The organism is Bengtsoniella intestinalis, from assembly GCF_039719005.1.
GTDB classification, from domain to species: domain Bacteria; phylum Bacillota; class Clostridia; order Oscillospirales; family Oscillospiraceae; genus Oscillibacter; species Oscillibacter intestinalis.
This window is the reverse complement of sequence record NZ_CP133584.1, coordinates 1,947,416-1,968,513: the sequence shown is the minus strand read 5'-3', so window position 1 is coordinate 1,968,513 and position 21,098 is coordinate 1,947,416. Positions and strand designations below refer to the sequence as shown.

Here is a 21,098-nt window from a genome sequence, read left to right as displayed (position 1 = left end):
TCTTAAAACGCCAACAGGTAGTTGTCCACAGTCACATCGCAGCGCCAATGACTGAGATGGAACACCGAGACTGCCATGACAATCAGGCGGTCATAACTGGTGGGGAGACCGTGCTTCTTGGCCAGTTTACGGTTGCCACCACGGATGTTATAGTTGCCGCGGACACAGCGGTCATCCCAAGGGTTCTTCTTGTTATAGCGTTCCCAACGTGCCTTCAGTTCTGCGGTGAGCTGAGCACGATAGTTTTCGTCAGAACTGAGGCGGTTTTCATAATACCGATAGGCGTTCTGGGCTACTTCGGCACGGATATGGTGGAGGTCGAGCTTGTTCTTCATTTCTGCCTTAGTAAAAACAAAGTTATTAGAGCCGTCGAAGTAGGCCAATACAGCTTCTTCGTGCTGGGGCAGAATACGCTGGAGCTGCTTCTTGCCGCCTTTTCCTTTGCGCACATAGACACACAGAGCACCAGATTCGTCACGCATCACGTCATCCTGACGCATGGCCAGATATTCATGACGGCGTACCCCCACCATCTCAGCGAAGTCAAACAGCCGAGGGGAGGCGTCCCGCTGTGCGTCAGAGCGCTTATCTACCGCCTTGATACCACGGCTACGGGTGTTGGTGTGAGTATGCCGAGCAGGCTTCTTGATGTCCGCCAGAGGAACCTGCCAAGTGTAACAGCAAGCTGCTACATAGGTGTGGATAGTGGAAGGCGACTTCCCCTCTGCCACAAGATAATCGCAGTAGTCTTGGATGTGGGTTCCGCAGGCCTCGAAGGTACGACACTTGTAATTTGCCTTCACCCATTCAGCGTACTTCGAGCTGTGCTTCAAGTGTTGGGTCAAAGTGTTGGTGCTAGGTGCCTTGCCCCTGATATTTACCTTGGGCATATTCTTCCGAATTTGTGCCTTAATATAGGTTGTATTTGCCATTATAATCAACTCCTAATCTAAATTCTGCAACATTTGGCTGTTGCAACCCCTGCCTCTGGTCAGGCTTGTTAACATCAAAATTAACACATTTTTTTGCACCAGCGATTGCTGGTGGGGATGTACAACCCAGCCAAGACACTGTATTACCAGCAGCGCCCTGACCTTTCACAGGTTATTTTCCCCGGCTACCGCCGTTCAAAATAACCTGTTCACAAGGCTCAATAAAGCTTTGTGAGGTTCGCATTTACCATGGAGTGTTCCATAGGTGTGTGCGTAGTTGAGAGCCAGATTCCTAAGAATCAATGCGGGGTTCATCGACGGGACTCCCGACCACCGATGGAGTGTTTTGTTTACTTCAAAAATCCCACTCAAAAATCTCGTCGCAAGCGACTTAGCGTTCCCATTCAGGGGGTGATGATAATCTCCGATACCATCAAGCGGGTCTCGGTAAGAGACGCATCATTTTTACCCATAGGCTACTGCCCATGCTACAGTTTATCTGCTTCAAAATCTGCTAAAATCGCCGCAAGCGGAAAACGTTGCCCACACTGGGGAAAGGGTCTCGGACTGAGACAAGGGACTACGATTAGGAGTTAGATTGTCACCACTGGCGGTGATGAACTTGTGTATATATGTAAAAATGCCTCAGGAGATTGATCAAATCTCCTGAGGCATTGAACTGTTCTATTCAAAAATATGAAAACCCTTGCTTCAAATCGAAACAAGGGTGTAGTAGATAAAAAACGGGCACAATTCCACCAAGGCGGTGGGGTAGAGACTATTTCTCTGGCAAGAGCCAGAAGAAGGAAGGGAACAATTACAAGTATTATTATATGGTATAGGCGACAGTTTGTCAAGAGGGATTTTACGATTTTTCAAATATTTTATTGGTATAGTTGCAATAGTTTGTGGTAATAGGTTCGTTTTCGCAATTATTTTGCACTGTTGTTCACTGGCGTTTAGTAAGTTGCTGTGGCGTTTAGTGAAATGCAATGAGAGAGAAGAAGTTGAGGTGGTAGTTTTAGTGGACACCTTTTTGATTAAGTTTTCTTGCAAACAGATGGATATGCTGTTATGATTTATTAAATGGATAAAATATTGTATTGATTTGGATTGAACTAAGAAAAATAATTTGAAAACGCTGAGTTTTTCTTGAAATTTAGAAAAGAAATATTTGTGATTTGCAACTATATCTGCTAAAATGGAGATATCCTTATAAGGGGGCTTTATAGCATGGTAAAATATATTAAGTTATGGAAACTATTATTGGATAAACAAATTAAGAAAACAGACTTGTTAGAGTTGGCGAACATTAGCACCACAACACTTGCCAAGTTATCGAAAAACCAACCGGTGAGCATGGATGTTATGGTGCGAATTTGTAGAGCATTAGAATGTGATATTGGTGATGTTATGGAAGTTGCGCCAGGTGAGCAGGAGGAAGAAGAGTGATGTTGAACCTCGTCTATACGTCTTCCATAAAAGACATGCCACTCCTGTTTTCAGAAATGCGTCGTACAGCCATTTTACTTCAAGAGGGACATTCGAAAGAGCAAATCTTAACAATGTCTGCGGAACAAAATATCTATCAACTAAATAGAGAACGGCGGCGGCGGGAATTGCCACTTCGTATATTCAACCGATTGAATGGAATTTCATCCTCGCTCCTGCCGACTTTGGCTTGGGGAGACGAGCAAGAGGGAAAGCTAGTTGCGTTGTTAACGCTTTTGAAAGCGGATCGTTTGTTTTTTGAATATATAAATGAAGTGTTTTTAGATTGCTATCAAGCGGGAAAAGAGGATGTTTCCGACCACCTGTTTGTGTATTTCATTGAGAGTAAAGCGCAAGAAAGCGATAAAGTAGCGGCGTGGGGAACGTGTAATTTGGTCAGCATTCGCAATGCCTATAAAAATATTTTGTGCGAGGTTGGACTGGCGAAAAAAACCAATGAAGGAATGGCGATTCAGAAACCATTTGTGGATTCTGATTTTCGAAATTTATTGCAAGAAGAGGATGCAGCGTATGTGCGTGCAATATTGCTGGAGGTGTCGTAATGCTAGCGTTTAATAAACGGCTTGATCTAATTGAAGAACGGATTTTGGCGCCAGGATTTCGCACTGGGCGAGGGACAGCTAACGAAGTGAACTTTTGGATTTTTGATTATAATCCAGAAGATGAATTGGCGGTGCGTGCGCATGTTCATTATTTACAGGGGCGCATCAACAATGCACATCATGATGTGCGCATTGTCACCTTTGATTTATACGAATTGATGATTGAAGTTTTGCGTGAAAAGGGATACTTGGAAAAGGTGTTAGAAATGGAACGCAAAAAGGGAAGTGAAGGCATTCTCAACCCTATCAAAAAAACACTTCGCTTAACGTTAGAAAGTGATTTAATCATTGAGAAGATTACCAAGGATTTGGTTCCGGAACATGACATTGTTTTTTTGACAGGGATCGGGAAAGCGTGGCCGATTATTCGGTCTCATACAACGTTGAATAATCTGCACAGCCGTATCAATCACAACCCGTTGGTTATGTTTTTTCCTGGTGAATATACAAATGAATTATGCCTGTTTGGCGAGATTACCGATGACAACTATTATCGTGCATTCCAACTCATTGAACGTTAGGAGAAAGAAAAATGACGATACTTGATATTTTTGAGAAAGACATTACAAGATTTATTGAAGGTGTTGTAAAAGCACCGCAGGTGGAAGAAGAAATTGTTCTGCAAGAATTAGAAGAATATGTGGTCACAAAAGAACTACATCGTCATTTCGATAAATTCTTTGAAAGTTACCGCAAAGGAACACAGCAACGCACGAATAATATTGGCGTGTGGATTAGCGGCTTTTTCGGAAGTGGTAAATCTCATTTTTTAAAAATTTTAGCATATCTTCTGTCTGATAATCTTTATGATGGGCGTAAAGCCATTGACTTTTTCGATGGCAAGATTTTGGACAGTCGCATTCTGGCAGATATGCAAATTGCTGCCAACACCAGTACAGATGTGATTTTGTTCAATATTGATATGGAAGCAGATGCAGATTCTAAATACAATAAAGAGGCCATTGTTACGGTATTTATGAAGCTCTTTAATAAAGCACAAGGCTTTTGCTGTAGTATGCCTTGGATTGCTGATTTAGAGCGAAAAATGACGCAAGATGGTGTTTACGAAGCATTTTGCGCCCGTTTTGAAGAACTTTCTGGATCGGACTGGGCTAGCGCAAGAGAGGACTACTATTTTGAAGAAGATAGTATCATTCAAGCACTTGCAGACACAACGAAGATGAGTGCAGAGGCGGCAAAAAGTTGGTACGATAAAGCGGAAAAAAATTATACCATCGATATTGGGACTTTCGCTCGTAAAGTACGAGAGTATCTGGAATTAAAATCTCAAATCACAGGAAAAGAGCAATACATTGTATTTTTGTGTGATGAAATCGGTCAATACATTGGCGGAGATGGCAATTTGATGCTAAACTTGCAATCTATTGTGGAAGCGTTAGGGACTGAATGCGGCGGACGTGCATGGGTGATTGCGACAAGCCAACAAGATATTGATTCCATTACCAAGGTTGACCGCGATAATTTCTCAAAGATTGTTGGTCGATTTAAGACACAACTGTCTTTGTCATCATCCAATGTGGATGAGGTTATTCAAAAGAGATTGTTGGAAAAGAAGTCTGTAGCCGCAGAGAGTTTGGCACTGCTGTATCAGGAAAAAAATTCTACTTTAGGAAATATCCTTACATTTTCACCCGATACACCCGAAAAGAGAGTTTATACAACCCAAGACGAGTTTGTGGCGGTCTATCCTTTTGTGCCGTATCAATCCAATTTATTGCAAGCTGTGTTTAACGGCATTCGTACCCATGGTGCGGCTGGCAAGCATTTGTCCGAAGGGGAGCGTTCGTTGCTAGATGCGTTCCAAGAAGCTGTGGGGCAATACCTGGATGCGGAAAGCGGAATGTTGGTTCCATTTCATGCCTTCTATAAAACAGTTGAAACATTCTTGGATCACAATATTCACAAGGTGATTTCTGATGCCCAGAGCAGTGCAGAGCGCGAAGATGGCGCACTGCAACCATATGATGTGAACGTGCTGAAAGTATTGTTTATGATCAAATATGTCCCCAATATTCTGCCTGCTAACTTGGAGAATATCACAACGATTATGCTAGAGCATATTGACCAAGACCGCATTGAAACAAAAAAGATTGTGGATGCGTCTCTGCGTCGGCTGGAACAGCAAAAATTGATTATCAAAAATGGCAGTCAGTTTATTTTCTTAACCAACGAAGAGCAAGATATCAACCGAGAAATTCGAGAAATTAAAATTGATTCCAGTGAACTTTTGGATAAAATCGGGGATCAAGTATTTAATGTTTTGTTCGGCTTAAATAAAAAATATCGCTACAGTGATCGCTATGATTTTGGGTGTAATACCATCATTGATGAGCGCCCCAGAGGAACACAGCGTGATGAAATTGGTATTCGTGTTCTCACGCCTATGTATGCCCACGGTGGCGCCACGGATGTGGAAGTAAAGGCCTTGTCCTCCCGTGAACGCAACGTGTTTTTGGTGCTCCCAGATGAGATGTCTTTCTTTGACGAAATGGAGCAAGCTATGCAGATTGACACCTATCTGCGGCGCACTGCTGGCAAGAGTGTGAGCGATACGGTGGAAGACATCAAAACCACCAAAAATCGAGAGAGCAAGCAACGTGTGGAACGATGCCAAAGCTTGGTGGTGGAGGCGCTGAAACGTGCTGATTTTTATGTCAATGGCAGCCGATTGGATATCAAAGAAAAGAACCCCCAAGAGCGGATGAATGATGGGCTGAAAGTGCTTGTGGAAGGTATTTATACAAAGCTTAGTTACATCAATAGTCCTTTCTATAATACGGAAAGTTTGCAAACAATCGTGAGGCGACACTTGGACCAAACCGTGATTATGGGTGCTGAAACAAAGGTTGAAAATGAGCTAGCACTGAGTGAACTATTAGAGCGCATTTCCACCAGTTCTTTTAAGAATCTAGCATTGACTGTGCGAGGCATTCTAGACCTATTTGGAAAAATTCCATACGGCTGGCTAGACATGGACATTGCAGGTGTTTTGCTGACTTTGTTTAAGAATCAGGAAATCCGTTTGGAATTGGCTGGAGAAACCATTGCCATCGACGATAACAATCTCATCGCTTATGTGACTAAGCGAGACTACTTAGATCGGGTGACCATTCAGGCTAGAGTGAAGATTGCGCCTCACTTGATTGCTAACGCCAAGACTATCGGCAAAGAAGTGTTTGGGCGCAGTGATTTCCCTGGTGATGAGGATGGCTTGATGACCCGTTTGCGCGAATTGGCGGCAGCGGAATTGAACCGTCACGACCCACAAAACCCTGGGATTTTACAACTGTTGGATAGCTATAAGACCACACGGTATCCAGGGAAACAGGTGTTGGAAGATGGGAAAACACTGCTTTCTGAATTTGCAAAACGAAAAGATAGCAAGTCCTTTTTCGAATATGTTTATCAAGAGCGTGAGGGGCTACAAGACTATATGGAAGATGCGCAAGACGTGAAAAAATTCTTCCAGGCCCAGCGGGATATTTTTGATCGTGCGCTGAAAATGTTAGAGATTTACGAAGGCAATCGCTCTTATGTTTTGGATGAAAAAACCATTCAAATCGTAGGGGAGCTGGAGCGCATCACTAAGTTGGCCGCACCCTATTCTGAAATCCACAAACTCCCTGCATTGGTGCAATCGTTCACCGATTGCTTCTATGCGATTATCAAAGCGGAAAGCGAGCCTGTGCAAGAGGATATCAAGGCGGATCGTCAGGCTGTACGGGAGGATTTGGCACAGCGCAGTTTTGCCGCAGAGTTTAAAACGGATGTAGAAACCTACTATACAAATTTGCTGGACCGATTGTCTCATGCCAATAATATTTATGAAGTCATCGCTATGCGGACAGAAAGTGACCGCAAAAAAGTGGGCTTCTTACAAGCATTTGACCATCGTGCGTTAGAGCTAGCAAGAGCGGCGACGGTAGTAGAAAATCAAGAAGAGGCACCAGCGGTTACGGTGCGAAAAATGAAGCAAGTTAGCTTTAAAAAGCTGATGGCGGGTGCAGACCAAATCACCAGCAAGCAAGATATTGACGTGCTGGTGGAGCAGGTGCGCACAAAACTAGAAGCGGAACTGGCAGAGGAAACGACAATTCGCATTATCTAAGGATGGTATGATATGGCTGTGACAACGAAAGACAATTTGGCCTTGCTTGTGCTGTGCTCTACCCCTGGGTATAAGGGGCAAAATGAAACAGTGAAACCCTTTACCCTGGCGGCCTACAATAAGCTAGAACGCCGCTTGGCGGCGGTGGGGCGGACACCTGCGTGTTTTCTCACAGAGAAACTAGATTGTCTGGTGGAACCGCTGTCGCTGACACCCCAAGAAACAACGCAAATAGAAGCGTTACTCCTGCGCGCAGGGGAGTTAGGCCGTGAGTTAGAGCGCCTGGCGCAGCAACAGATTTTCATTGTTGGGCGCAGTCAAGATAACTATCCTAGCAAATTAAAAGATGCCATGGGGCAACAAGCCCCTGTGGTGTTCTTCTATGCAGGGGATTTGCGATTGCTAGAGCAAGAGACGGTGGCGATCATCGGTTCTCGCACAGCCAATGCCCAAGAGATAGACTATGCCGCCAAACATGCGCGTATTTCTGCGCAAAATGGGCGGACGGTGGTGTCTGGCGGTGCCAAAGGCATCGATGCTGTGGCCAAAGAAAGCGCCTTGCGTGCTGGCGGTGCAGTAGTAACGTATGTGGCGGACACTATGGGCAACTATGTTGACAAGCACCGAGAGGAAATTCTCTGGGGCAAGATGTTGGTGCTGTCTTCCTTTCATCCAGACGCCACGTTCCGTGGGTATAACGCCCTGGAGCGAAATCGTCATATTTATGCCAGTAGCGACTATGCCGTGGTGGTGTCGGCTGGAGATGAGACAGGCGGTAGCTACAAAGGTGCAGCCACCTGTTTGAAGCAAAACCTGTGTCCTCTCTATGTAAAAGATGATGGACAAGCCCCTATAGGAAATCAAAAACTCATCGCCCTAGGTGGGTTGCCACTGAATGAAGCACATGAAAGGTTGGGTACATGATGGGCAAAATAGAGACATTAACAGAGCAAATTAATGAGTGTGCGAGATATATTGATGAGTTGAAAAATACAAATTTTATAACAGAAGATGAAATCATATCAGATGCATCAGAGTTTATCTGGTGTATGGCCAATGCATATCACAAAGAAAACAATCAGATTACAGCAGCAACTATGTGCGTTAATCACGATCCAGTAAGTGCGGCAGATTGCATTTCTGGATTAAAACGGCTCAGCGCTGTTTTGACAGCGATTAGGGACAATATGGATGTTGCGGCGACTAGCCGTAGAACTCGCAATAGCCTACCAACTCCAGTTTTTAATATTCATCAATCTAACACACAAACCCAAAACACATCGATTGTCATTACCATTGAGCAGGCGTTTGAAGCAATTCAGACAATCCCAGAAGATGTGTTGTCGGGTGATGAAAAAGATGAATTGGAAGATAAGCTGTCTGCGGTTGAAACTGCAAAAAACGGCAAAGACAAGGGAAAACTGGCCGCTAAAATTGGCGCAGTTTTGAAGTATATTACAGATAAAGGCATTGAAGTTGGGATTGCTGTGTTGCCTTACTTGGGCGAGATAGCAAAGATTTATAACGGACTATAAAGGAGGCTGCTCCATGAACAAAACGGCGATTAAGAATTATGCCATTGAGGCACGGCGTAAGCTGATGGATGGCGTGCGCACCAAGTTGACCACGTTGTCTATTTACGAAGACGGCCATGCCACCACCCAAGAGGCGGTGGAGAAACTCCGTGCCCAGGGGGTGTTCCTCTCTGAGGGAGAGGTGCGTGCACGGGAGCGGTTGTGCGAGAAGTTGACAGGGCTGTCCAAGGAGTTGGGCGACAAAAAAGCGTTTGTACAAGTCATCGAGGCGGTGGCCTACACTTGGTTCAACCGTTTTGTGGCGTTGCGGTATATGGAGGTCAATGACTATTTGCCCTCTGGCTATCGTATTTTGTCCAGTGTGGAAGTTGGTCGTGCCGAGCCTGACGCTGTGCGCAATGCCCAGTATTTGGACTTTGTCAGCCAGACCAAGGTGGAGCAGTTCCGAGATGACACCTCCCCGGGTGCGGCGGAGCGGTTTTATCGCTATTTGTTGGTGGCGCAGTGCAATGCACTCCATGATATTCTCCCTGCCATGTTCCAGCGCATTGAGGATGATACCGAACTGCTCTTGCCTGATAATCTGTATCAAAAGGGTGGTGTGGTACATGATCTGGTGTCTGCCATCCACGAGGACGACTTCAAAGACCAGGTGCAAATCATCGGCTGGCTGTACCAGTATTACAACACAGAACCCAAAGCAGATGTATTTGGACGCCCCAAAACGGCTAAAATTCAAAAAGAAGACATTCCGGCCGCAACCCAACTGTTTACCCCTGACTGGATTGTCCGCTATATGGTGGAAAATTCTCTGGGGCGGATTGCCGTTGAGAAATTAGGGCTTGACCCAGTGGTTATGGGCTGGAAGTATTATCTGCCAGAGGCAGAGCAAACACCTGACGTGATGGCGCAATTAAAAGTGCTTGCGAATGATGACGTGTTCCAACTGGAAGAACTCAAGATCATCGACCCTTGTATGGGGTCTGGTCATATTTTGGTGTATGCCTTTGATGTGTTGATGCAGATATACGAGAGCCAAGGCTATACCAACCGTGACGCTGTGCGGTCGATTCTGCAAAAAAATCTCTATGGCTTGGATATTGACCCCCGTGCCCATCAACTGGCTTATTTTGCGGTGATGATGCGTGGGCGGAAATATGATAACCGCTTTTTTAGACGTAATTTGATGCCCCATTTGTACATTGGTGCTGAAAGCAATGGCATTCGTCGTAGCCATTTGGCGTTTATGGGGCAATCTATGAACCCCATGGAACGGAATATGGCACTGGTGCAGGTGGAGTCCTTGCTCGATGCCTTCCAAGACGGGAAAGAATACGGTTCTTTAGTGTCAGTGGAAGACTACCGCTGGGACTTAATTGGTGCGTTCATCGACGATTTCCACCAAGAAGGCCAGTTCTCCATGGAAGCAGTGGGCTTGGAAGACACTGTGGCAGGGTTGCAAGCCCTGTATTTCTTAGGGCAAGCCTTGGCGCAAAAATACGACGTGGTGGTCACCAATCCACCCTATATGTCTATGAGCAATGGCAGTCCCAAGCTGATTGACTTTGCTAAGAAGCACTATCCTGATAGTAAGAGTGATTTGTTTGCGGTGTTTATGGAAAAATGCCTGCAAATGGCAAAACCCAATGGCTATTCAGCCATGATTACCATGCACTCGTGGATGTTCCTCTCCAGCTATGAAAAACTCCGTGGGAAAATGATGAACTATGATATTATTAATATGGCGCATTTAGGTGCTAGAGCCTTTGAAGAAATTGGCGGCGAAGTGGTGCAAACCACTTCCTGGGTCATGCAAAAACATCACACAGAGGGGTATCAAGGTAGCTATGTGAGATTGGTGGATTTTAATAGTCAAGATGGGAAAGAAGCAGGGTTCTTGAGTGGGGCGTGCGTTTATAGCACGCAACAAGAAAACTTTGGGAAGATTCCTGGTAGCCCGATTGCTTATTGGGTGAAGGTGAAAGATGGTATATTCTCCGACACACTGTCATCACGCTTTGCGTCTGGAGGGAGAAATAAAACGCATAATGACGAAAGGTATGTTCGGTACCATTGGGAGGTTAGAAATTCAAATCCTTTCTGGAAGGTCTATCTGAATGGTGGAAGCTATCGAAAATATTATGGTAATAATATAGAAGTAGTTCTATGGACGGAAGAATCGAAATCAGAATATCAATCACATGGTGGAAAATTAAAAGACTCAGCGATTCAACAAGAAGGGGTTTTTTGGAACAAAATAACATCGAACCTTCCTGGTTTTTGTTTTAAACAAAAAAATTGGATTTTCAGCAGTAACGCACCAACTATTATATCCGAGGATTCAAATGCAAATTTAATGACACTTGCATTCCTTAACAGTAAAGTGCTTTCCTATTATTTGAAAGCAATGAATCCAACAGTTACAACAAATCCGGGAAATATTCTTTCGATGCCGCTTCTCCCGGTTACAACAACTGTTGACACTCTCGTCCAACAAAACATCGCCATCTCCCGTGCTGACTGGGATGATTTCGAGACCTCTTGGGATTTCAAGCGGAATCCGTTGATTTAAGATTTGTACAAAGTGATTTTAAGCCATTAACGCTAGGAGGGAGAGCAGGATGACTGGCAGTTATTACTATTATTATGATAATGAGCAAGATATGCAAAACGAGAATCTAGTGCTGCTGCACAAGCTCATTGAGCGGTTTGAATATGAATTGGTAGAGTTCAAAGAAGCCAATCGAGACTATGACAAAAATAAAATTGGACAATATGTTTCTGCTATTAGCAATGAAGCGAATCTAGAGAATCAGCAGTTTGGCTGGTTGATTTTCGGCGTGCGAAACAAAGATAAAAAAATCGTAGGGACAGACTATCGGCAAAAATCTGGCCTTGACCAATTGCGCCAAGAGATTGCCATCGGCACAAACGGCGTCACCTTTATGGAAATCATGGAGGTATTTCCTGAAGTGGACGGCGAGGAAAAACGTGTCCTTCTGTTCAAAATACCCTCTGCACCAACGGCCATGCCAACCCCATGGCAGGGGCATTACTATGCACGCAATGGGGAATCGCTCACCTCTTTATCCATAGATAAGCAGGATCGTATTCGCCAACAATCCAAAAAGGATTGGTCGAAGCAAACCCTTGAACAGGCCACCATTGAGATGCTCGATCAAGAGGCGGTGCAAATCGCCCGTACAAAATACAAAGAGAAGAAAAATAGACCCCATATCAGCGAAGACGTTGACACTATGGATGATGGGCAATTCCTGACCAAGGTCAAACTGATGATTGATGGAAAGCTAACCAATGGGGCTATGCTTTTGCTGGGCAATCCTGATTTTGATTATTTGCTAGAAAGCGCCCCCAGTATTATGTGGCGGTTGTATGGTGCCAATGGCGACGACAAGGATTACGAATTGTTTCAAATGCCGTTTATTACGGTGGTGGATAAGATATATGCAAAAATTCGGAATTTGACCTACCGCTATATGCCAAATCAGACATCACTCTTTCCCACAGATACCCAGCAATACGACCCCTGGTTAATTCGAGAGCTTTTGAACAACTGCATTGCCCACACGGATTATACAACTGGTGGACGCATTTATATCAATGAGTTTGAGGATAAAATTAAATTTGCAAACCCGGGCACGTTTTTACCAGGTGGGATTATGCCGATTTTAGAGCCAAGCTACAATCCTCCGTACTATAGAAATCAACTCCTTGCAGAGTCCATGGTGAATTTCAACATGATTGACACGGCTACTAGTGGTATCAGAAAAGTCTTTAGAATTCAAAAGTCTAAGTTCTTTCCATTGCCTGATTATGATTTGCAGGCGGACAATCAAGTTTCTGTCACTGTCTACGGGAAAGTCTTAAACGAAAACTATACCCGATTGCTATTCGACAATCCTGATTTCGACCTGTATACTGTCTACCTGATGGATAAAGTGCAAAAAGGTGAATCCATTTCCAAAGAAGAAGTCAAGGGATTGAGAAAACTCGGCATTGTAGAAGGGCGACTTCCGAATATTTATCTTTCAGCAAAAGTCGCAGAAATCATAGAAGAAAAAGCCCGATATGTGAAGAATAAGGGCTTTGATGATGCTTATTATAAAGATATGATTGTTCGTTATTTGGAAGAATTCCGTAAAGCGAATAAAGCGGATATTGATGACCTTCTCATGGATAAGTTGCCCGATACCCTCAGTGAAGCGCAGAAGAACAGTAAGATAAAAAACATGTTATTTACTATGAAGACACAAGGACTCATTGAGCGAGACGGACCAAATCAAAGATTGGCTAAATGGCAACTTAAAAAATAATTTAGCCAATCTTTAGCCAATAATTTAGCCAATCTTTAGCCAATAATTTAGCCAATCTTTAGCCAATCGCATTGCGCCTGATGCAAATTTCATAACTGGGAAGGACTCAAAATAATGGCAAGACTAATTTCTGATAAATTTGCCGCATGGCAACAAGAATGCACGGACCGATTCAATCAACTCAAAGCCAATGAGGAAGAGTTAAACCGCATTTTTATTGACATTTACGGACTGCAAGATGAGCTGACACCAGAGGTGGAAGACAAGGATGTTTCCCTGAAAGGCAATACGGCTTACCGATATAAAAAGAAGAAAAAGAAAACCAGCGAGGACGAGTTGGATCAAGAAATTGTGGAAGCCGAAACGATTAGAAACCAAAAATTTCTCTATGACACAGTGGCAGAATTCCTCTCCTACGCTGTAGGCTGTATGTTTGGACGCTATTCCCTAGATGTAGACGGTTTGGCCTATGCTGGCGGTGACTGGGACGATAGTAAGTACACCTCCTTTATCCCAGATAGCGATAATGTGATTCCCATCACCGATAACGACTACTTTGACGATGATATTGTAGAACGACTGGTGGCTTTCGTTGGCATTGTCTACGGGGAAGAAACTCTAGGTCAAAATTTGGACTTCATCGCCAATGCCATCTATCCCAACGCCAAGGGTACATCCAAAGAAAAAATCCGTCGCTATTTTATGGCGGATTTCTACAAAGACCATTTGAAGATGTATCAAAAGCGTCCCATTTACTGGATGATGGACAGCGCTGGCTGTGGCACGAAGAAGGAAGGGTTTAAGGCCTTGTTCTATCTACATCGCTACGACAAAGACACCATAGGCCGTGCCCGCACCGATTATCTCCACCCCCTGCAACGCAAATATGAAGCGGAAATCGCCCGACTAACCGCCCTGCACGACCTCTCTCAAAGCGGCAGTGAGCAGGCGACCTATCGCAAAACCATAGACAAGTTGCATCAACAAATCGACGAATGCAGAGCTTATGACCAAGTGGTGGCCTATATGACCCACAAAAGAATTGACCTGGATTTGGACGATGGCGTAAAAGTCAACTACGCCCAATTCCAAGGTATAGAAGTCCCCCAAGACAACGGCAAAACCATCACCATGGATTTGCTGGGGAATATTTGAGTAAAGGGGTTTTTAATATGGGGACAGTAAAAGATGGGAAGTTACTATATCACCTAACAAAACTTTCAAATTTAGAATCCATCATTGATTATGGCCTGTCGTCCAGGGCTATTTTGGAAAAATATAAAGAGGACTTTGGAGACATAGCTGATCCAGAAATTATTGATAAGCGTGAAGCTATGGGGCTAAAGAAATATGTCCCATTTCATTTTCATCCGCATACATCCTTTGATGTTGCAGTCATAAACAGGTACAATAAAGAGGAATTTGTGTATTTGTGCTTGACAAGAAAATATGCACAATCAAACGGATTCTGTATTCTTCCACGACATCCCCTAAGTGGTGAGGATGCCCAATTATATTCATACGATGATGGTTGGGAGATGATAGATTGGGATGTTATGGAGTTGAAATCTAATGAATTTGGTTATGACAGAAATGTGCGTATGGCGGAATGCTTGACCGAAGAGCCAGTGTTTATTAATGAATTTATAAGTATTGCTGTGAGGAATGAGGAGATAGAGAATCGAGTGAAGGGGTTGCTTAGGAAAAAAGGAGTACCAACTCCGCCGCATGTTAATATTCAAAAATGGCTAAATAGGGCAGAATCCTTCGGAGGATTGGAATGGTGAGAATATGATTCATTATGTAACTGGAAATTTATTAGAGGCAGAGGCGATAGCTCTGGTAAATACAGTTAATTGTGAAGGGGTTATGGGAAAGGGCATTGCCTATCAATTTAAATTAGCGTATCCAGAAACAAATAAATCGTACATTTCTGCTTGTGAAAATGGGAGTTTAAGGGTAGGCACACTTCATTATTACAGGGAAAATGGTAAGATAGTCATTAATTTCCCTACGAAAATTAAATGGCGCAATAAATCTGAAATGGATTATATTGAAAAGGGGCTGGATGCACTTATTCCGTTATTAGAGGAACTTAGTGTCGATTCTGTTGCAATACCTCCACTAGGAAGTGGTAATGGTGGGCTTGTCTGGGGCGAAGTGCGAGAGTTGATTGAAAAGAAATTGAACCCAATATCGGAAAAGTTAGATATTTATATTTATGAGCCTTCGAAAAATTATATTCCAAAGCCTGTAGCAGAGCCTAAATTATCTGCTTCAGCCTTGGTATTGATGCAAATTAAGTTAAAGCTGAACCAATTTTCTAGGATTAGATTGCAGAAGACGGCATTCATCATGGATTTATATGCTAATTCGAACTATTTTAAATTCTCAAGATACACGTATGGTCCGTTTGCCCATTCGATAGATATTGTTTCAAAAAGTATAAAAGAATTCCAGACGTTTTATAACTTGAAAGATACTGCGACGGCTTATGATATTGCGTTAAAAACCTTAATCAGTGAATCTGTTCAAAGAAAATTAGATGATTTAGAGCCCGCCATTTACAAAGCGACAGATTTTGTCAATAGAATTGAGACGAACAAAAGACTGGAATGTATTACGACTATATTGTATCTTCTTCATGAATCTGGGGCAATGAGTCGTGAGGAGATTATACAGCAATACAAAGCTTGGTCTGAGGATAAATCTCGACGATTCACAAAAGAAGATATTTGTGCAGAAATTGACTATTTGTATGAAGAGGATATGATAGTTATGACGTTGGATGGTTTTTTGATCAATCCATCTATTTCTTGTCAGTAAAGGATATATACCATGAACCTAACCGAAATTAAAAAATCTCTGACCCAGGCCTTTGCGCGGGAACCATCCCAAGGGGCGCGGCGCAATATCATTTTTTGGTATGACGAAGACGCTGCCTTTGCCCAGGACGTTGCCCAGCTTGCATTAGAAGGGGTAGAGGTGGTAGAGCTTACGCCTAACAATATGTTCGCCGTGAAATTCTACATAGAGGTGGAACAGCAAGAATGCCATCTGTTGGTCTATTCGCCTCATCCACGCCCAACTAACCGTGAAAACTGGCTTGCCGATACTATTAAATATAGCCAGCTATTTTATACGGATGAGGCTTCCAACACCATGCTGGTGTTGGGGATGGACAATGGGTTGCATCATGTGATGACCCAGTACAAGCTGTTTTTCCGCAACAACGAGCGGTTCAAGCGGTTTGAAAGCTATCATGTGAACCGAAGTTACAGTGAGACAAGCATTGTGATAGGCATCCATGCGGCTCTTTGTAAATTGCCTGTGCCTACCTTAGATGGTATTGTGAAGGCTCTTTTGCTAGAATTGGCGGCAGGGGAAACCCTATTACTTGATAGCATGGAAAAGTATGGATCTATGGACGCTTTATGGGATTTGATTCGCAAGGCCTATGGCTATGCCTTCCCAGAAAACAGTCTGCCACAACTGGCAGTGATGCTTCTGTCTACCCATTTGGCACAAAGTCTTCACGGTACCATGCCAAATGAATGGCAGACCTATGTGTCTAGTAATGCCAACGGCTTTGTATTCACTGATAATCTCATGCGCAATGCCCAACAATGGGATGGTTACAACGCTTTGTCGGAATTTGTGTCACAACAATTGAACATTGATCAGTATGCCTCGAAATGGACTGTGGATGATGTGGCGGAATGTGATACCTTCCAGGAATTTGACCAGCTTATTTTGACCCGTATTCGAGAAAATATGGAGCAGGGGGTCAGTGAGTTTGGACACTATCGCAAATTAATTCACAGTCGGAAAAATCGTCGGTTCTATGCACAATTTGCAAGAGAATATGAAGTGCTGTTGCATGTTTGTGAGTATTTGGAGTTGGCGGCTAAGCATCGTGATTTGTACATCTACAGCTTAGAGGGTTGTTTTGAAGAGTACGTCAATGGGTATTATCGGATAGACAGTGCGTACCGCCATTTCATTGTGGCGTATGATCAGTTGACAGATACGGAAGCCTATCAATCCTTACGTGATGTAGTGGAGAATAGCTATACCAACTGGTATTTGCATGAACTGTCCATGGGATGGTGTAATTTGCTGGATGAGCAACCTTGGCAGGTGCCAGAAGTGTGTGCACAACAAGATTTTTACAGCAGATATGTACAACGTTCGGTACTGCAAGATGAGCGTATTGTGGTGGTCATCTCCGATGGGCTGCGATATGAGTCGGCTGTAGAACTGAATGCTCAGCTCAATCGTGGGCAAAAGGGTGTCAGTGAGCTCGAGGTGATGCTGGGGGTATTGCCATCTGTTACGGCGCTAGGCATGGCTTCGCTATTGCCACATAAAACCATTGCCTACACCGAGAAAGGCGATGTGGAAGTGGACGGCATTTCTAGCAAAGGTACAGAAAACCGTGGAAAGATTTTGCGCCAATACAAGGCCGAATCCATTGCCGTTCAGTTTGATGATATGATTGACTTGAGCAAGCAGGAAATGGGCGAGCTTTTTGCGGGTAAGAAGCTAATTTACATCTATCACAATGTGGTGGATGCCCGTGGGGACAATGCTTCTACAGAGCATGAAGTCTTTGATGCCACTGAGAAAACCTTTGGTGACGTGGATAAGCTGGTTCGCAAATTACGCAATACCATCAGTGCCATCAATATTTTGATTACAGCAGACCATGGCTACTTATACCGGCGCACCAAGCTGGAACAGCGAGATAAGACCAGCAAGGAAGCGGATAATGTGCTTGCTGGCGGGCGACGCTATTTGGTTTCTCGTGCAGAATCTGACAGACAAGGAACCCAATGTTTCTCGTTGGGGTATCTTAATCGGAGCACAGCGGATTTATTCGCTACTGTGCCCAGAGCTATTAACTGTTTTAAAGTCCAAGGAGCGGGTAGCTGTTATGTTCATGGCGGTACCAGTTTGCAAGAAACGGTGATTCCTGTTATTCGATTTAAGAGTGACAAGAATTTGCGCCAATCTATGGGAGCAAAGAAGGTCAGTTTGGATTTGACAAATCTTTCTCGTAAGATAACTAATGTGATTACACATCTAACATTCTTCCAAGGGCAGAGCGTGGATGAGAAAAATCTGCCATTGCGTGTGACGGCTTACTTCGTAGATGAGGCGGGAAATCGCATTTCCAATGAAAATATTATCATTGCAGATAGCAACTCTCAAATCCCGGAAGAGCGGACATATAAGGAAAAGTTTACATTGAAAGATATGGCTTATGACAAGAGTAAAGAATATTTCTTGGTGTTGATTGATGAGGACGAGATGGTCAATAAAGAAATAGCACGTATGCCGTTTGCCATTGATTTGGTGTTTGGCGGAAGTATTCAGTTTTGATTGCGGAGGACATGGAAATGGATGAAACGGTAAGCAATGTTTTGAAAGAAGCTTTTGCTGGCAAAATAGTCCGCAAAGACCTGACAAAGAAAATCAAAGAAGGGGCCAATGTGCCTGTTTATGTGCTAGAATATCTGCTGGGTATGTATTGTGCTACAGACGACGAAGATAGCATTGAGCAAGGTGTACAGCGGGTCAAAGGGATTCTGGCAGACAACTTTGTGCGCCCAGATGAAGCGGAAAAGATCAAATCGAAGATTCGTGAAATGGGAAGCTATACTGTCATCGATAAAATTGAAGCAAAACTAGATGCTGATAGTGATAGTTACAAAGCAATGTTTTCTAATTTAGGGCTACGCAATGTAGTAGTCAATGATGGATATGTGAAAAAGTACGAAAAATTGTTGGCCGGTGGTATTTGGTGCATTTTGCGTATGACCTACAATCGATTGGAAGAGCGTGACGACCAGGACGGAGATTCGCCTTACAGTGGCCGCAAGTCTCGTTCTAGTCCTTTTGTGATAGAAGATCTGAATCCAATTCAATTGGCACATATGGATATGGACGAATTCTTTCTGGGGCGGCGGCAGTTTGATAAAGTGCAATGGATTGACACCTTGCTTCGTAGTGTAGGTATGGAACCTACGCAATTCGATGACCGAACAAAATGGCATTTATTAGCGCGAATGATTCCACTGGTGGAAAACAACTATAACCTTTGTGAACTTGGCCCTAGAGGAACGGGGAAATCCCATATTTACAAGGAGATTTCCCCCAATGCCATTTTGGTTTCTGGTGGACAGACAACAGTGGCTAACCTGTTCTATAATATGGCTAGCCGCACGGTTGGACTTGTGGGCATGTGGGACTGCGTTGCATTCGATGAGGTGGCAGGTATCACATTCAAGGATAAAGATGGCATTCAAATCATGAAGGATTATATGGCGTCTGGATCTTTTGCGCGGGGCAAAGAAGAGAAGAATGCTAGCGCATCTATGGTTTTTGTGGGGAATATCAATCAAAGTGTGGATGTTTTGTTGAAAACCTCACACTTGTTTGACCCGTTCCCGGCGGCAATGGCATATGATAGTGCTTTTTTTGATCGTATGCACTACTATCTGCCAGGGTGGGAGATTCCTAAAATGCGTCCGGAATATTTTACCAATGAGTATGGTTTGATTACTGACTATTTGGCGGAATTGTTCCGAGAAATGCGAAAGCGCAATTTTGGGGATGCTATTGACCAGTATTTCCGATTGGGACGGGATTTGAACCAACGCGATGTAATTGCTGTTCGGAAAACCGTTTCTGGTATGCTTAAGCTGATTTACCCTCATGGTGAATACAATAGAGATGATGTGGCAGAGGTAGTAGAGTACGCCTTGGAAGGGCGACGCCGTGTGAAGGAGCAGTTGAAGAAAATTGGTGGCATGGAATTCTATGATGTTCATTTTTCTTACTTAGACAATGGCACATTTGAAGAATTTTTTGTATCTGTCCCTGAGCAGAGCTCGGGAAAGTTGATTCCGGAAGGGCAAGGGAAGCCGGGTCATATCTACACGGTCTCTCGTGGCGATACGGGACTTTTGGGCGTGTTTAAAATTGAGACTGAAATGACAACGGGCAATGGCAAGTTCGACGTGACAGGGGTAGGATCTGCCCGTGAGGCGAAAGAAAATCTCCGCACAGCGCAAAATTATTTTAAAGCGAATAAAAAGCAAGTCAGTGGGACAATTGATTGTGAGATGCACAATTTCTTGATGCATGTTTCGGATTGTCAAGGTGTTGGAGTGGCATCGGAGTTGGCTTTGTGTTCTTTTGTTGCATTGTGCGGGGTGGCATTGCACAAGCCCATCCAATCGCAAATGTGTGTGCTTGGGAATATGAGCATTGGTGGTACCGTCAGTAAGGTGGAAGAATTGGCCAATACGTTGCAGGTGTGTTTTGATGCCGGGGTGAAAAAAATATTGCTCCCAATGTCTTCGGCAGCAGATATTCCCACAGTTCCACCAGACTTGTTTGCTAAATTCCAAACGGCATTTTATATTAGTCCAGAAGATGCGGTGTTTAAAGCCCTGGGAGTTGAGTGACACGGAAACCAGCTGTTTGTCTAACATTTGTCTAACAAAGTTAGAATATGCCAGTGAACGCTAGTGAAAAAGAGTGCATGATAAGTTATCAAAAACTATGGTTTTATAGCGAAATGCGGAACTTAGTGCATGATAATAGACGCTAGTGCATAACTCTTTTTTCCTTGGTAAGGATGAGGTCACCGGTTCAAATCCGGTCAGCAGCTCCAAGAAAACCTTGTAACCTGTATGGTTGCAAGGTTTTTCTTTTTGTCTATCTCTGTGAAAAAGTGGATTTGTCTAACAGTTGACTCACAAGAAGGCTGCATGTGATTTGAAGGATTGGGTAAGCACCAAGATGGCGTTCATTTTGTTGGCCGCTGCTTTGTCGGAAGATGGTAGTGAGTGGATGTAGATGTTCAGCGCTGTGGAGGTTTCGCCACGCCCTAAGGTGTACTGTGTCACAAGGGGAATGCTTCTGGCCAATGGGGCGTTCAAATTGTTGCATCCGTCGCTGTCGTTAGTTTTCCAAAGAAGGCGAAATTGTGACATAGCGCGACGATTACAACGTGCGGTTATGTTTTGCTCAGAGGCATTGGA

The 21,098-nt window shown here is 43.8% G+C and carries 15 protein-coding genes; 13 read left to right on the top strand and 2 right to left on the bottom strand.

The annotated features are described in order from the left end of the window. Positions 1 to 2: 2 nt before the first annotated feature. Positions 3 to 932 (bottom strand): hypothetical protein, encoded by a 930-nt coding sequence (locus tag RFF05_RS09460; RefSeq protein WP_409966869.1) that lies wholly within the window; start codon positions 930 to 932, stop codon positions 3 to 5. A 1,233-nt stretch (positions 933 to 2,165) separates the two neighbouring features. Here RFF05_RS09460 and RFF05_RS09455 point away from each other — a divergent pair. From RFF05_RS09455 to brxL, 13 genes are all read left to right on the top strand, one after another. Continuing rightward, positions 2,166 to 2,384, top strand: a complete 219-nt coding sequence (locus tag RFF05_RS09455; protein WP_409966868.1) for a helix-turn-helix domain-containing protein — start codon at positions 2,166 to 2,168, stop codon at positions 2,382 to 2,384. Then, positions 2,384 to 2,986: a BrxA family protein gene (locus RFF05_RS09450; RefSeq protein ID WP_409970100.1), complete on the top strand. Its 603-nt coding sequence runs from the start codon at positions 2,384 to 2,386 to the stop codon at positions 2,984 to 2,986. Before RFF05_RS09455 ends, RFF05_RS09450 begins: the two co-directional genes overlap by 1 nt. Then, a complete protein-coding gene (locus RFF05_RS09445) occupies positions 2,986 to 3,567 on the top strand; it encodes a DUF1788 domain-containing protein (protein WP_409966867.1) in 582 nt (193 codons plus the stop codon). The genes RFF05_RS09450 and RFF05_RS09445 overlap by 1 nt, the downstream gene beginning before the upstream one ends. Positions 3,568 to 3,578: 11 nt before the next feature. Then, positions 3,579 to 7,175, top strand: coding sequence for a BREX system P-loop protein BrxC (gene brxC / locus RFF05_RS09440; RefSeq protein ID WP_409966866.1), 3,597 nt, complete (start codon positions 3,579 to 3,581; stop codon positions 7,173 to 7,175). Positions 7,176 to 7,187: 12 nt separating this feature from the next. Next, positions 7,188 to 8,099 carry a DNA-processing protein DprA gene (locus tag RFF05_RS09435; RefSeq protein ID WP_409966865.1) on the top strand — a complete coding sequence of 304 codons (912 nt, stop codon included), beginning with the start codon at positions 7,188 to 7,190 and terminating at the stop codon, positions 8,097 to 8,099. Next, positions 8,096 to 8,710, top strand: a complete 615-nt coding sequence (locus tag RFF05_RS09430; protein WP_409966864.1) for a hypothetical protein — start codon at positions 8,096 to 8,098, stop codon at positions 8,708 to 8,710. Before RFF05_RS09435 ends, RFF05_RS09430 begins: the two co-directional genes overlap by 4 nt. A gap of 13 nt (positions 8,711 to 8,723) precedes the next feature. Continuing rightward, a complete protein-coding gene (pglX, locus tag RFF05_RS09425) occupies positions 8,724 to 11,282 on the top strand; it encodes a BREX-1 system adenine-specific DNA-methyltransferase PglX (RefSeq protein WP_409966863.1) in 2,559 nt (852 codons plus the stop codon). Between the two features lie 49 nt (positions 11,283 to 11,331). Beyond that, positions 11,332 to 13,044 (top strand): ATP-binding protein, encoded by a 1,713-nt coding sequence (locus RFF05_RS09420; protein ID WP_409966862.1) that lies wholly within the window; start codon positions 11,332 to 11,334, stop codon positions 13,042 to 13,044. 114 nt (positions 13,045 to 13,158) lie between these two features. Continuing rightward, positions 13,159 to 14,199, top strand: coding sequence for a hypothetical protein (locus tag RFF05_RS09415; protein WP_409966861.1), 1,041 nt, complete (start codon positions 13,159 to 13,161; stop codon positions 14,197 to 14,199). Between the two features lie 17 nt (positions 14,200 to 14,216). Next, positions 14,217 to 14,831 carry a DarT ssDNA thymidine ADP-ribosyltransferase family protein gene (locus tag RFF05_RS09410; protein WP_409966860.1) on the top strand — a complete coding sequence of 205 codons (615 nt, stop codon included), beginning with the start codon at positions 14,217 to 14,219 and terminating at the stop codon, positions 14,829 to 14,831. Positions 14,832 to 14,835: 4 nt separating this feature from the next. Then, on the top strand, positions 14,836 to 15,870 hold the full coding sequence (locus RFF05_RS09405; protein WP_409966859.1) for a macro domain-containing protein: 1,035 nt from the start codon (positions 14,836 to 14,838) through the stop codon (positions 15,868 to 15,870). A 12-nt stretch (positions 15,871 to 15,882) separates the two neighbouring features. Beyond that, a complete protein-coding gene (gene pglZ / locus RFF05_RS09400; protein ID WP_409966858.1) occupies positions 15,883 to 18,429 on the top strand; it encodes a BREX-1 system phosphatase PglZ type A in 2,547 nt (848 codons plus the stop codon). A gap of 17 nt (positions 18,430 to 18,446) precedes the next feature. Further along, entirely contained in the window at positions 18,447 to 20,519 is a 2,073-nt protein-coding gene (gene brxL, locus RFF05_RS09395) for a protease Lon-related BREX system protein BrxL (protein WP_409966857.1), read from the top strand. Between the two features lie 291 nt (positions 20,520 to 20,810). Here brxL and RFF05_RS09390 read toward each other — a convergent pair whose 3' ends face one another. Continuing rightward, positions 20,811 to 21,050: a hypothetical protein gene (locus RFF05_RS09390; protein WP_409966856.1), complete on the bottom strand. Its 240-nt coding sequence runs from the start codon at positions 21,048 to 21,050 to the stop codon at positions 20,811 to 20,813. Between the last annotated feature and the right edge of the window lie 48 nt (positions 21,051 to 21,098).